At 37.2% G+C, this 14,189-nt stretch carries 14 protein-coding genes; 6 read left to right on the top strand and 8 right to left on the bottom strand.

What is annotated here, in order from left to right; genetic code table 11:
* Window positions 1–19: 19 nt before the first annotated feature.
* Window positions 20–814, bottom strand: a complete 795-nt coding sequence (locus C0430_RS01750) for a DUF2797 domain-containing protein (RefSeq protein WP_290864844.1) — start codon at window positions 812–814, stop codon at window positions 20–22.
* Between the two features lie 213 nt (window positions 815–1,027).
* On the opposite strand from C0430_RS01750, the gene C0430_RS01755 reads away from it, so the two are divergent.
* Window positions 1,028–2,554: a GH3 auxin-responsive promoter family protein gene (locus C0430_RS01755; protein WP_290864846.1), complete on the top strand. Its 1,527-nt coding sequence runs from the start codon at window positions 1,028–1,030 to the stop codon at window positions 2,552–2,554.
* 81 nt (window positions 2,555–2,635) lie between these two features.
* Here C0430_RS01755 and serB read toward each other — a convergent pair whose 3' ends face one another.
* The 5 genes from serB to C0430_RS01780 form a co-directional block, all read right to left on the bottom strand.
* Window positions 2,636–3,871, bottom strand: coding sequence for a phosphoserine phosphatase SerB (gene serB / locus C0430_RS01760; RefSeq protein ID WP_290864848.1), 1,236 nt, complete (start codon window positions 3,869–3,871; stop codon window positions 2,636–2,638).
* Window positions 3,872–4,013: 142 nt separating this feature from the next.
* Window positions 4,014–5,246, bottom strand: coding sequence for an ATP-dependent Clp protease ATP-binding subunit ClpX (gene clpX, locus C0430_RS01765; protein ID WP_290864850.1), 1,233 nt, complete (start codon window positions 5,244–5,246; stop codon window positions 4,014–4,016).
* A 78-nt stretch (window positions 5,247–5,324) separates the two neighbouring features.
* Window positions 5,325–5,999 carry an ATP-dependent Clp endopeptidase proteolytic subunit ClpP gene (gene clpP / locus C0430_RS01770; protein ID WP_290864852.1) on the bottom strand — a complete coding sequence of 225 codons (675 nt, stop codon included), beginning with the start codon at window positions 5,997–5,999 and terminating at the stop codon, window positions 5,325–5,327.
* A 186-nt stretch (window positions 6,000–6,185) separates the two neighbouring features.
* Complete coding sequence (locus C0430_RS01775; protein WP_290864854.1) at window positions 6,186–7,511, bottom strand: trigger factor; 1,326 nt, start codon at window positions 7,509–7,511, stop codon at window positions 6,186–6,188.
* A 126-nt stretch (window positions 7,512–7,637) separates the two neighbouring features.
* The gene (locus C0430_RS01780) at window positions 7,638–7,976 is read right to left on the bottom strand and encodes a phage holin family protein (protein WP_290864856.1); all 339 of its coding nucleotides are present in this window, start codon (window positions 7,974–7,976) and stop codon (window positions 7,638–7,640) included.
* A gap of 95 nt (window positions 7,977–8,071) precedes the next feature.
* On the opposite strand from C0430_RS01780, the gene C0430_RS01785 reads away from it, so the two are divergent.
* Window positions 8,072–9,397 (top strand): T9SS type A sorting domain-containing protein, encoded by a 1,326-nt coding sequence (locus C0430_RS01785; protein ID WP_290864858.1) that lies wholly within the window; start codon window positions 8,072–8,074, stop codon window positions 9,395–9,397.
* 58 nt (window positions 9,398–9,455) lie between these two features.
* On the opposite strand, the gene C0430_RS01790 is transcribed toward C0430_RS01785, so the two are convergent.
* Window positions 9,456–10,217 carry an alpha/beta fold hydrolase gene (locus tag C0430_RS01790; protein WP_290864860.1) on the bottom strand — a complete coding sequence of 254 codons (762 nt, stop codon included), beginning with the start codon at window positions 10,215–10,217 and terminating at the stop codon, window positions 9,456–9,458.
* Between the two features lie 83 nt (window positions 10,218–10,300).
* Entirely contained in the window at window positions 10,301–11,014 is a 714-nt protein-coding gene (locus tag C0430_RS01795) for a pyridoxine 5'-phosphate synthase (protein WP_290864862.1), read from the bottom strand.
* 113 nt (window positions 11,015–11,127) lie between these two features.
* Here C0430_RS01795 and C0430_RS01800 point away from each other — a divergent pair, with 113 nt between their 5' ends.
* From C0430_RS01800 to uppS, 4 genes are all read left to right on the top strand, one after another.
* Entirely contained in the window at window positions 11,128–11,787 is a 660-nt protein-coding gene (locus C0430_RS01800) for a CBS domain-containing protein (RefSeq protein ID WP_290864864.1), read from the top strand.
* Window positions 11,788–11,794: 7 nt separating this feature from the next.
* Window positions 11,795–12,679 carry an NAD kinase gene (locus C0430_RS01805; RefSeq protein WP_290864866.1) on the top strand — a complete coding sequence of 295 codons (885 nt, stop codon included), beginning with the start codon at window positions 11,795–11,797 and terminating at the stop codon, window positions 12,677–12,679.
* 212 nt (window positions 12,680–12,891) lie between these two features.
* On the top strand, window positions 12,892–13,521 hold the full coding sequence (locus C0430_RS01810; protein WP_290864868.1) for a DUF6089 family protein: 630 nt from the start codon (window positions 12,892–12,894) through the stop codon (window positions 13,519–13,521).
* 4 nt (window positions 13,522–13,525) lie between these two features.
* Window positions 13,526–14,189: polyprenyl diphosphate synthase (gene uppS / locus C0430_RS01815; protein ID WP_290864870.1), on the top strand; the 664-nt coding region annotated here is incomplete at its 3' end.

Here is a 14,189-nt window from a genome sequence, read left to right on the forward strand (position 1 = left end):
CTACAAATTATCAAGTGTTTTACACATTAATCTGCACCACATAACCCTCGAAACTGCGAACATTAAAAACAGTTCCATCTTCAAAAAGTAAATACTGCCCTTTTATTCCGGTCAATTTCCCTTGAAAATTGGGCGTTTTGTCCAGACTTAGGCTGTTTATTTTTTTTGGATATTCCAAAACGGGAAAATGCATTTCGTACAAATCGTTTTTCTCCAAATAAAAATATTCCTGGACTTCGGCGGGAATCCAATTTTGCACTTTCAACCTTTCGGCGATTAAATCCACTTGTTCGATATCGTTTTGGAGCATTTTGCGCCAATTGGTTTTGTCGGCAAAATGGTTTTTCAAGGCCACCTCGGTAATTCCCGCCAAATAGCGATTGGGTACTTCCACGATAGCAATCGCTTGGGTTGCGCCTTGGTCAATCCATCTTGTCGGCATTTGGGTTTTACGCGTCACTCCCACTTTTACTTCGCTCGACAAAGCCAAATACACGATATGCGGCTGCAATTGCACTTTTTCTTCATAGACCAAATCTCGGTCTTGAATTCCCAAATGTGCCGTGCTTAATTCGGGTTTCATAATCCAATCGCCAACAGCTGGACTCGAATAAAAACAATCGTAGCAAAAACCTTGACGGTATATTTTCTTCTTTTTGCCGCAATTCAAACATTGGTATCCCTGAAAAGCGATTTCAACATTCTTGTTGAGCAATTGATTGACGTTCAAAAAACTATTTTCAAAAACCAGGTAATATTGAATTGGATTCGCAAATTCGGTTTGCATTTTGGTAAGCGTGCCTTCGTAAGTCATTTGATTTTAAATTTCTGATTTTAGATTTCTGATTTTAGATTTGAAGTGCGAATTTTAGATTTCTTTTTATTGGAAACCAAATCTACATCAGAATCTTTATGGCAAATGGAATTGTTTTTTATAAAAAAACACTATTTTTGATACGAATGCAAAGTTAATATTTGTCAATCGATATTCAAATCTAAAATCAGAAATCTAAAATCTACAATCAGAATGCCAATACCTGTAATCAATTCATTAGCTTCTTGGGTTCTCAAACAACGCATTCATCAAATAGAACTTTTCTTGAAGTACCCAAATGAAGTGCAGGAAGAACTGCTGATGAACTTGATTCGTGCTGCCGAAAACACGGTTATAGGCAAGAAATACGATTATGATTCCATAAATTCCTACGCCACTTTTGCCGAAAGAATTCCTGTTTCGACCTACGAAGAACTACAACCTTTGATTGAAAGAACCCGAAAAGGCGAACAAAATGTTTTTTGGGAAACACCCATAAAATGGTTTGCCAAATCCAGCGGGACGACCAATGCCAAAAGCAAATTTATTCCCGTAAGCGAAGAAGCGCTGGAAGATTGCCATTACAAAGCCGGAAAGGATTTGTTGTGCATGTATTTGAACAACAACGAAAACTCCGAAATGTTTTTGGGAAAAAGTCTTCGTCTGGGCGGAAGTTCCCAAATTTATGAAGACAACAATACGTTGTTTGGTGATTTATCAGCCATATTGATTGAAAACATGCCGCTTTGGGCTGATTTCAGCAGTACACCTAACAAGGAAATTTCGTTGATGAGCGATTGGGAAACCAAACTTCCCGCGATTATCAACGAAGTCAAAAACGAAAACGTGACCAGTTTTGCCGGAGTTCCTTCTTGGATGTTGGTTTTGATGAACAAATTGCTCACTGAAAACCGCAAAGGCAATTTATTGGAATTATGGCCCAATCTTGAAGTCTATTTTCACGGCGGAGTGAATTTCGAACCGTATCGCGAACAGTATAAAAAAATACTGCCGAAAAGCGATTTCAAATATTACGAAATATACAATGCTTCCGAGGGATTTTTTGCCATTCAAGACCTGAATTATTCCAGCGATTTGTTGCTGATGCTGGACTACGGCATTTTCTATGAATTTATTCCAATGGATACTTTTGGAACACCGAACCAGAAAACCATTCGATTATCCGAAGTGGAATTATTTAAAAATTATGCCATCATCATTACCACGAATTCCGGTTTGTGGCGTTACATGATTGGCGACACGGTTCGCTTTACTTCCTTGAATCCTTACCGCATTCGAGTGACAGGCAGAACCAAACACCACATCAATGTTTTTGGCGAAGAATTGATGGTCGAAAACACCGATCAAGCGATTGCGAAAGCTTGTCAAATTACCGGGACCGAAATGGTAGATTATACCGTGGCGCCCGTTTTCATGAAAGACAAGGAAAAAGGTGCTCACGAATGGATGATCGAATTCAAGAAAAATCCGGAAGATATAGCTCTTTTCCAAAAAATATTGGACGAAACCTTGCAATCCTTGAATTCCGATTACGAAGCCAAACGCTACAACAACATGACGTTGAATCCCTTGGTTTTAAACATTGCACGACCTAATTTGTTTTATGATTGGCTAAAAGAAAAAGACAAACTGGGCGGCCAACACAAAATCCCGAGATTGTCGAACGAAAGAGACTATTTGGAACAATTGAAAAAAATGCAGATCATTGTAAATCAATAAAAAAAGAATCAATATCCTAAAAAAAAAGCCTTAACTCTAGTAAAAGAATTAAGGCTTTTGCTTTTATAGCTTACAAGATTTTTATTCCTGCATCATGTCGATGTGTCTGTCGTGGTAACCCAACAAGTATAAAATACCATCCAAACCTAAACTAGAAATGGAAGTAGCGGCATTTTCTTTTACTTTTGGCTTGGCGTGAAAAGCAATTCCCAATCCAGCCAAGTTCAACATTGGCAAATCGTTCGCTCCATCACCCACGGCAATGGTTTGGTTGATGTGGATGCCTTCTTTTTCGGCGATGGCTTTCAGGTATTCGGCTTTCTTTTGACCGTCTACAATTTCGCCCAAATATTTTCCGGTCAATTTGCCGTCTTTAATTTCCAATTGATTGGCATAAACGTAATCAATCCCTAATTCCTTTTGTAAATAATCACCAAAATAAGTAAAACCTCCTGATAGAATTGCCGTTTTATAACCGTAATATTTCAGGGCTTTCATCAAGCGATGTGCTCCTTTGGTTATTGGCAAATTTATGGCAACATTATGCAGCACTTCTTCGCTTAAACCTTCCAACAAAGCCATGCGTTTTTTGAAGCTTTCGCTAAAATCAATTTCGCCATTCATCGCTGATTCCGTAATGGCTCTCACTTGCTCGCCAACACCGGCCAACTCTGCCAATTCATCGATAACTTCCGTTTGAATCAAGGTCGAATCCATATCAAAACACACCAAACGACGGTTTCTTCTGTATATATTGTCTTCCTGGAACGAAATATCTACATCCAAATTTCTTGAGATTTCCATAAAACTGGCCGTCATCACCGTTTTGTCCTCAATTTCTCCCGTCACGGACAATTGTACGCAAGAACGAGGATATTCTTCTTTTTCCACCACCGAAGTTCTACCCGTCAATCTTATGATGGAATCAATGTTCAGTTTTTGGTCCGACATTATTTTGGTCACGGCCGCCAATTGTCCTGCCGTCAGGGTTTCTCCCAAAACATTGATGATATAACGTTGCTTGCGTTGCCCTTTTACCCAAATTTCGTAATCAGGAATGGAAATGGGAATAAATTTGACATTAATACCCAATTCATAGGCTTTGAACAATAAATCTTTCAAAACGGCTGCCGAACTAGAACCTGCTTTTATTTCAAATAAAATTCCCAATGACAATGTATCGTGAATATCGGCTTGACCAATATCTAAAATAACGGCATCATAATTGGCCAATATGGATGTCAAACCAGCGGTTACACCAAGTTTGTCCTGACCAGAAACTTTTAACAAAATAATCTCTTTATCTACTGCTGCCATTTTTTATTAAATTAAGATGGGCAAAAATCGTCATTCTATTGCTTATAAAAAAGAATAACGAATGTTTTTTCACCAACGAAAAAGACAAAACCCGACAGGTTTTTAAAACTTGTCGGGTTTGAATTTCTATCTGCCAAGAAATTTACGAAGCAATTTCCAATCGTTTCAATAAATTTCTATTCAAAGTTTCTTTGGCGTAATCCACATCGATTTCCAAGGTCTTGTCATCGGAACTTGGCAATTCGTACATGGCATCGGTCAGGATAGCTTCGCACAACGAACGCAATCCACGAGCACCAAGTTTGTATTCCAAGGCTTTTTCCACAATAAAATCCAAGGCTTCGTCCGTGATGCTAAATGCTACCTCATCCATCAAAAACAATTTTTGATACTGTTTGATCAAGGCATTTTTTGGTTGGGTTAAAATGGCTCTCAATGTTTCTCTGTCCAAAGGATCCATATGAGTCAGCACTGGCAAACGCCCAATAATCTCGGGAATCAATCCAAAATCCTTGATGTCTTTCGGGATGATGTATTGCAATAAATTGTCTTTGTCAATATTGTCCGTATTTTTGGAAGTCGAATAACCCACCGCTTGACGATTCAAACGTTTTGAAATAATACGTTCCACTCCGTCGAAAGCTCCTCCTGCAATAAACAAGATGTTTTGGGTGTTTACCTCGACAAATTTTTGGTCTGGGTGTTTTCTACCTCCTTTTGGCGGCACATTTACCACGGTTCCTTCCAATAATTTCAACAAAGCTTGTTGCACGCCTTCACCGGAAACATCACGTGTGATGGATGGATTGTCGCTTTTGCGGGCAATTTTGTCAATTTCGTCAATGAAAACGATTCCTCTTTCGGCTTTGGTCACATCGTAATCGGCAGCCTGCAAAAGACGTGTCAAAATACTTTCGACATCTTCTCCCACATAACCCGCTTCGGTCAACACGGTTGCATCGACAATTGCCAATGGAACGTCGAGCATTTTGGCAATGGTTTTGGCCACCAATGTTTTTCCGGTTCCAGTTTGCCCCACCATGATGATGTTGCTTTTTTCAATCTCCACTTCGTCGTTCAATTCTTGTTGCATCAAACGTTTGTAGTGATTGTAAACCGCGACTGCCATTACTTTTTTGGTTTGGTCTTGACCAATAACATATTGGTCTAGGAAAGCCCTGATTTCTTTTGGTTTTTTCAACACCAAGTCAGCAGGCAAGTTTGTTTTCCCGCTTGATTTTAATTCTTCTAACACGATTCCGTGGGCTTGTTCGATACATTTATCACAAATGTGTGCATCGATTCCGGCAATCAATAAATTGGTTTCCGGTTTTTTTCTTCCACAGAATGAACATTCTAATTTTGGTTTTGCCATCTTTTTAGATTGCAGATTTTAGATTTCAGATTTCAGATTGCAAAACTGCTAACTGAAATCTGAAAACTGTTATCTAATTTAACTTCTTCTCAACACTTCATCAATCATTCCATAGGTTTTTGCTTCTTCGGCAATCATCCAATAATCGCGTTCGCTGTCAGCGTGCACTTTTTCGAAAGTTTGACCTGAATGATGTGAAATGATTTTGTACAATTCGTCTTTTAATTTCAACATTTCACGCAAGTTGATTTCCATATCCGTTGCAACACCTTGTGCTCCGCCTGATGGCTGGTGAATCATTACTCTTGAATGTGGCAAAGCCGAACGTTTTCCTGCTGCACCTGCACACAACAAAACAGCTCCCATGGAAGCGGCCATTCCGGTACAAATTGTGGCAACGTCTGGCTTAATGTATTGCATCGTGTCATAAATTCCCAATCCTGCGTAAACGCTTCCTCCTGGAGAATTCAAGTAAATTTGGATATCTTTTGAGGCATCGGCGCTTTCCAAAAACAACAACTGTGCTTGAACGATGTTGGCAATTTGGTCGTCGATTCCCGTTCCCAAGAAAATAATTCTATCCATCATCAATCTCGAAAAAACGTCCAATTGAGAAATATTCAACTGACGCTCTTCAATAATATAAGGAGTCATATTTGTCGGATTCATTGCCGCCACGATTTTGTCGTAGTACATTGCATTTACACCTTGGTGTTTTGTTGCAAATTTTTTAAATTCTTTACCGTAGTTCATATTTATTTGTTCTAAGTTTTACGTTATCTAATGTATATTTATTTTATCAAAGGTCGTACCCTCCTTGCAAAGGATGCCAATATGTCTTAATTCGAAGTTTTCATATTCAAACACAAGAACTTTTTTAAAAAAAGAGCGTCAAAAAAAATATTCTTTTGACGCTCAAATATACTTATTTTTTAGAAATTATTCTCCGTAAGACGCAGCAATAAATTCCTCGTAAGTCACTTCTTTAGTTGTTGGATTTGCTTTTTCTTTGAACAATTCCAATAATTTTTCGGCAACCACTTGGTCTGAAAGTCTTTTCACCTCTTCTTGGTTGGCCAATACTCTTGCCACAATTCCTTGAACTTCTTCGTCAGTAGGATTTGTTTGCCCGAATTGTGCCATTTGCTGACGGATATTTTTTGCAGTAAAGGTTTTCAAATCTTCGAAAGTGATTTTGATGTCGCTTTGTGCCATAGCTTTTCCTTCTATCAATTGAAAACGCAATCCTTTTTCAGATCTTGCATATTCCACTTCAGCTTCTTCTGGAGATAATTTTTTCTCGCCAACGGTTTGCAACCATTTTTTAAGGAATTCAGCAGGCAAGTCGAATTTTGTGTTTTCGATTAAAAACTCGGTTACATCGCCCAATAATTTTTGGTCAGCTTGTTGTGCAAATTGAGATTCTGCATCTTCCTTGATTTTTGCTTTCAAGTCTTCCAATGAAGCTACGTTTCCAGGTCCAAAAAGTTTATCGAACAATTCTTGATTCAACTCAGCTGGCTCAGAAACAGTGATGGCTTCGATGGTAAAATCAACATCAATAGCTAAACCGTGAACATTATCGTGACCTACTTTTAGGTAATCCATCAATTGGTGATCGTCTTCAAACAAACCGCTTGTGTTTACAGTAACTACATCACCTACTTTCTTGCCAATAAATTTATCGGCAGTAGCTTTTTCTTTGAACAGTGACAAAGCAATTGTAGTTGCATTGTTGATTCCTTCTGTTTCGTTGGTAAAAGTTCCTTTAATATCAGAATCAGCCGTAACCGCTTCTTGAGAAATTGGAGTACCAAATTGTTTTTGGATACGGGCCACTTGACCGTCAATTAATTTATCGTCGGCAGTAACTACATATTTTATGATGTTATTTTTGGCATCCAAATCAATTTCGAAATTAGGCACCAAACCGATTTCGTATTCAAAAACCAATTCTTCGGCATCCCAATCAAAATTTTCATTCACTTTAGCAAGAGGAGTTCCCAAAAGATTCAATCTTTCTGATTGAAGGTAACGCTCCAAAGCCAAATCAACCACTTTCTTTACCTCTTCTTGTTTGATGGCTTTTCCGTATTGTTTTTCAACAAGATCTTTTGGAACTTGTCCTTTTCTAAACCCTTTTACGGTTGCCAAAGGCATTTTTTCGTTTATTCTTTTTGCTACTTGACCTTTGTAATCCATGTGAACAACCGTCATTACAATTGTTTCGTTTACTGCGTCTAATGCTACTCTTTTAATATCCATCTTCTTCGTTAATTTACATAATAAAATTGGGTTGCAAAATTATAAAAATTTTGCAACCCAAACAAGTTTTTAATCTATTGAATTTTAGTCCATTATTTAGTCTTGAATTCTAATCTTTTCAGGTGTCTATTCCCCCACAATTTTATACATAATGGACTGTGAAATAGACAACACAACGCTAAAAAGCAATGCCGTCCAAAAAGTATCCACGCTAAATCCGCCAACTATATTGGTGCACAACAAGATTATTATTGCGTTGATAACCAACAAAAACAATCCCAAAGTAACAATGGTAAAAGGCAGTGTCAACAACACAAATATGGGTTTTATAAAAATATTGAGCAACCCCAACACAACTGCAACAAGCAAAGCGGTAACAAAGCCCTCGACATGCACACCTTTCATAAAATGAGCAATAAGCAAAACCAAAACCGATGTGATAATAATCCTGACAAGTAGTTTCATAAATATTTGTTTTATTTCAAAAGTAAAAAAAATATTCTTACCTATGAATGTTTTTCTTTATCTTCGTAAGGCTAAACTTAAAACAGTAAGACGTCATGAAGAAAATTTTACTCACAATTTTATCGGTTATTTCATTAAGTGCAAATGCACAATTTTGGACTGAAAAAGCAACTGGATTTACTACGCCAGCAAGAGGACTGTACAGTATATCTATTGCTGATGGAAACGTTGTTTGGGCTCTCGGCTCTGACAGCACCACGGATCCAGTAGATGTGACCATTAAAGAATTCACAAAGAGTACTGATGGAGGTAATACTTGGACCCCAGGGACAATAGATTTGGGAGTAGGTAATAATGCATTAGGCACTTCATCCATTACTGCCGTTTCAGAAACAACGGCTTGGATTTCAGTATATCCTGACGCAACTAACATTGGCGGAGTTTGGAAAACCATTGATGGTGGCGTAACATGGAACAAACAAACAACAGCATTATTTAGCAACACAGTGGATTCCTATGCCAACTTTGTTCATTTTTGGGATGCCAATAATGGAATTGCTGCAGGAGACCCTGAAAATGGCGAATTCGAAATCTATACAACTGCTGATGGAGGAACAACATGGACAAGAGTTGATGGTACGAATATTCCAGATCCAGATGCTGGTGGAGAATATGGCTGGGAGAATCTTTATGAAGTTTCAGGAAACACCATTTGGTTTGGAACAGATTTAGGCAGAATTTTCAAATCTGACGATAAAGGGTTAACTTGGACTGCCAACGCATCGCCTAGCACTGATTTTGCGTTGGACAGGTTTACTTTTTCGGATACAAACAAAGGTCTTTTGATGACCTATAATCCCGTTGCGCTTTTCAACACAACTGACGGTGGAACAACTTGGAGCCCTAGTTCTATGTCAATAACAGGTTCGCTTTTTAACACTGATATTGCTTATATTCCTGGCACATCGACTGTCATTTCTACGGCATCTGCAAATCCATTAGGCTCGTCTTACAGTACTGATGATGGTGTAACATGGACCATTATTGATGGAATTTCACACGGAATATTAAAGTTTTTGAATAGCTCATTTGGATTTTCAGGAGGAATCAATACTGATTTAACAACAGGAGGGATTTTTAAATTTTCTGGAATTCCATTGAAAACTGCTGAATTTGATGTTAAAAACCAAATTTCAGCCTACCCAAATCCAACCAAAGGAATTTTAAAATTAGACGCAGGAACATCATTAATTAAAGAAGCTTCTGTTTTTGATTTGCTGGGAAGACAAGTTCATTCAACTAAATTTTCCGGTTTAAACAATGTTACTTTAGACATTCATTCACTCCAAACTGGAACCTACATGCTAAAAGTTACTTCTGATTCTGGAAAAACAGAAACCACGAAAATTATAAAAAACTAAATTTTCACCTAATAAAAAACGAACCCTTTTCTTTAAATGGAAAAGGGTTTTTTTATTCTTATTTTAGAAACGAACTCGTTATTTCATAAAACATTTTCGGGTTTTCGGCGTGAAGCCAATGCCCTACATTGGGAATAGTTTCAATTTTTGAATTTGGAAAATGCTTTTCAATGTTTTCGAAATCGCTGTCCAAAATATAATTGGAATTTCCGCCGCGTACAAAAAGCGTTGGTTTATTAAAAATGACATTCTCGGGAAGTGGTTTTCCTATTTCGTCCATTTTAACATTAAAAACTGCCAAATTAAATCGAAACGCCAATTGTCCGGGTTCCAGCCAATAGAGGCTTTTCAACAAAAATTGTCTGGTTCCAAAATCAGTGATGTATTTTGACATGATTTCTTCGATTTCGGCTCGGCTCGGTTTTTCGGAAAAATCGACCGCATTCAAGGCTTCAAAAATAGTTTGATGATGTTGCGGATAGAATTTTGGACCAATGTCGGCAACAATTAATTTTTCGACCATTTCTGGATGGTTTGCCGCAAAAAGCATTGCCGTTTTTCCGCCCATGGAATGTCCAAGAATGTTCACTTTTTCGAGATTATTGGCTTTGCAATAGTCAAAAACGTCTTGAGCCATTATTTCATAACTGAACTCATCGGAATGAAAACTTTTGCCATGGTTGCGCAAATCCAGCAAATGAACCTGAAATCCATCGCCGGCAAATTGTGTTCCCATTGTTTTCCAATTGTCGGACATCCCCAAAAATCCGTGAATGATTAAAAGTGGCTTGCCTTGACCTTCTATTTTTGAATACAACATTTTGATTATTTTTTTCACCATATAAGGCATATGAGATTTTAAATATCCCAACAACTTAAATGATATTATATGTCTTATATGGTTTATTTTAATTTCTGCAAATACATGTTAACCACATTGTCCAATCCAAGATAAATTGCTTCGGAAATAAGTGCATGGCCAATGGAAACTTCGAGCAAACCCGGAATATTTTGATTAAAAAACTGGATGTTATCCAAACTCAAATCGTGTCCGGCATTGATTCCCAAGCCAAGTTCATTTGCTACAATTGCCGATTTTACATAAGGGTCGATTCCGTTTTTGTTTCCAAGGCTGTATTCGTGGGCAAAAGCTTCCGTGTACAATTCGATTCTTTCGGTTCCAATGATTTTTGCGCCTTCAATCATTTCGAGAACCGGATCGACAAAAATGGAAGTCCTGATTCCGTTTCTTTGAAATTCTTGAACAATTTCTGTTAGAAAATCCTTGTGTTTAACAGTGTCCCAACCCGCATTTGAAGTTATGGCATCAATGGCATCAGGAACCAAAGTCACTTGTGTTGGTTTTATTTCGAGAACCAAATCAACGAAACTTTTTTCGGGATTTCCTTCAATATTGTATTCGGTATAAACGATTGGTTTCAAATCTCTGGCGTCTTGATAACGAATGTGACGCTCGTCTGGACGGGGATGAATGGTGATTCCTTCACCTCCAAATTTTTGAATATCGGCAGCCACTTTTAATAAATCAGGAACATTTCCTCCACGAGCATTTCGTAAAGTAGCTATTTTGTTAATATTTACACTTAACTTTGTCATTGTAATAATTTTTGAGAATGTATTTCGTGGTTTGAAATGCAAAAATACAAAGTAAAACTAGCTGTTATTGCATAATTTTGATTATTTTGCATCAACCTTTTTTGGATTAGATTATGACGGAAATTACAAATTACATCAGCAATGATTTTAAAGCCATTGACAGCCAGGATACTATCGCGGCGGTTCAAGGTTTTTTTGATGAATTTACTTTTTCCCATTTTCCCGTGGTTGAAAAAGAGATTTACATTGGCAGCATTGCGTCTGACGAGATTGAAACTTTTGACAGCGCTAAAAAAGTAATTGATTATCGTTATACTTTAGAAAGATTTTTTGCCAGAACAACAATGGTTTGGCTCGATGTTTTGGAAGTGTTTGCAAAAAACAATACCGATTTGGTTCCCGTTTTGAATGAAGACAACAAATATGTAGGTTATTATGAACTTGGCGCTATCATGAAATTCTTCAACGAAACCCCTTTTTTGCGCGAACCGGGAAGAATTATTGTTGTCAAGAAAAGAGTGATGGATTATTCAATAAGTCAAATTACCCAAATTGTGGAAAGCAACAACGGCAAACTGCTTGGCTTATTTGTGTCATCTGCCGATATTGAAAACATTGAAGTGACCTTAAAAATAAATGTTGGCCCGATAAATGAAATCATCCAAACCTTTAGAAGATATGATTATGAAATCATATCCGAACATCAAGAAGACAACTACATCAACACTCTAAAGGAACGTTCCGATTATTTTGACAAATACCTTAACATCTAACAAACAAATGAAAGTAGCTATTTACGGACAATATTATCAAAATAGTACAGGGCCCATTATCAAGGATATTTTCGTTTTTTTTCACAAGAACAACGTTGAGATGGTCATCGAATCCAACTTTTTGAACATCTTGAACGAAAAAAAAATCATTGAAAAAGAATACAAAACTTTCTCATCGCATACTGAGTTAAACGACAGTTTTGATATGCTGATCAGCATCGGTGGTGACGGAACAATTTTGAGGGCAGCAACACTTGTTCGAGATTCTGGCGTACCCATTTTGGGAATAAATGCAGGTCGATTGGGTTTTTTGGCCACAGTTCAAAAAGACAACATCGGCAAATTTATGCAGTTTATCATTGACAAAAAATATACGATTTCAAAAAGAACCTTGTTAAGTTTATGTTGTTCCAATGACAATGCAGAAATTGAAGACATCAATTTTGCAATGAACGAGATTTGCGTGAGCCGGAAAGACACCACTTCAATGATTACCATTGAAACATACCTGAACAACGAGTATTTAAATTCCTATTGGGCAGACGGATTGATTATCTCGACGCCTACCGGTTCCACAGGATATTCGATGAGTTGCGGCGGTCCAATATTAACCCCAGACGTAAAAAGTTTAGTGATAACCCCTATTGCTCCGCACAATTTAAACGCACGTCCACTTGTAATTCCAGATGAAACAGAAATTCGATTGAAGGTTTCCGGCAGGGAAGAAAACTATTTGGTTTCCTTGGATTCTAGAATTATATCCATAAAAAACGACACCATATTAAACATCAAGAAAACTCCTTTTCAAATAAATATGGTAGGAATTCCTGAAGAAACATTTTTGAAAAAACTTCGCAACAAGCTTTTTTGGGGAGAAGATCGACGAAATTAAATCATTTTTACACTTTCCCATACGAATAGCCTTATTTTTTCCGTTTGGTTATTTTCAAATCACTGTGCCTCTTCTTTTTTGGTGCGTTTTTCAATAAAAGACACATTTAATACAATGCGTATTGATTCGTGTTGATAATTATTATATTTGCACGCAATTTTAAATAAATGTATAAACTATTTCGCCTATTTTTTTTGTTGTTCTTTTTTACAATGAATGCCCAAATTCACGAGGTTGGTGTTTTTGTGGGCGGAAGCAACTACGTGGGAGATGTTGGACTTACCACTTATATTTCGCCCAATGAACCCACTCTTGGCATTCTTTACAAATGGAATAAAAGTCCCAGACATTCCTACCGTTTTTCTTACACACAATCAAAAATTTCAGCAAACGACCTTGACTCGAAAGAGCCAAGTAGAAATCTAAGAGGATATCGTTTTGAAAATAGCATAAAAGAAGTATCTTTAGGCCTTGAATTTAATTTTTTTGACTTTAATTTGCATGAAGTTAAAAGAAAAATAACTCCTTATGTATATTCTGGAATAAGCTATTTCAGATATGACGAATTGTATGTTTCGCCGGGAGAGATAGTAAAGGATTCAGGCACAGGTTCGTTTGCAATCCCGATGACTTTAGGCATAAAATCAAACGTTTCGCCTCACATTGTACTGGGCTTGGAAGTTGGCGCAAGATATACGCTAACGGATAATTTAGACGGGAGTAATCCAAAGGACGAAAATTGGTTAAAATTTGGAAATATAAATAATAATGATTGGTATGTTTTTTCAGGGCTGACACTGACCTATACCTTTGGAAACAAGCCCTGTTATTGTGCAGAATAAAAAAATGAGTTTACTAGATAAAATAGACACCACAAATTTACCCAAACATTTAGCCATCATTATGGACGGCAATGGTCGTTGGGCAAAACAACAAGGATTGCTTAGGGCTCTAGGTCATGAAAGCGGAACAAAATCCGTAAAAGTGAATATAAAGGCTTGTGCCAAATTAGGGATAGAAAACCTTACCTTGTATGCCTTCTCGTCTGAAAATTGGAATAGACCAAAACTGGAAGTCGAAACCCTAATGAAAATCTTGATAAAAGCATTAAAAAAGGAACTCAAAACCCTGCAAGACAACAACATTAAGCTAACCGCAATTGGCAATTTAGAAAAATTACCGGTTTCCGCCCAAAAAGAACTTTTCGACGTCATAGACAAAACCAAAAACAACTCTCGGATGACACTAACCCTGGCATTGAGTTATGGTTCACGAGAAGAAATAGTAAATGTTGTAAGAAACATTGCCGATAAAGTTAAAAATAATATAATTTCAATAGACTCTATTGACGATTCAATTATAAATGAGCATCTTTACACGCGAAATTTACCTGAGGTAGATTTATTAATAAGAACAAGTGGAGAGCATAGAATAAGTAATTTTTTGTTGTGGCAAATTGCCTATGCAGAATTATATTTTACTGATATATTATGGCCTGACTTTAAAGAAG

This window comes from Flavobacterium sp. (genome assembly GCF_013823965.1).
GTDB lineage: Bacteria > Bacteroidota > Bacteroidia > Flavobacteriales > Flavobacteriaceae > Flavobacterium.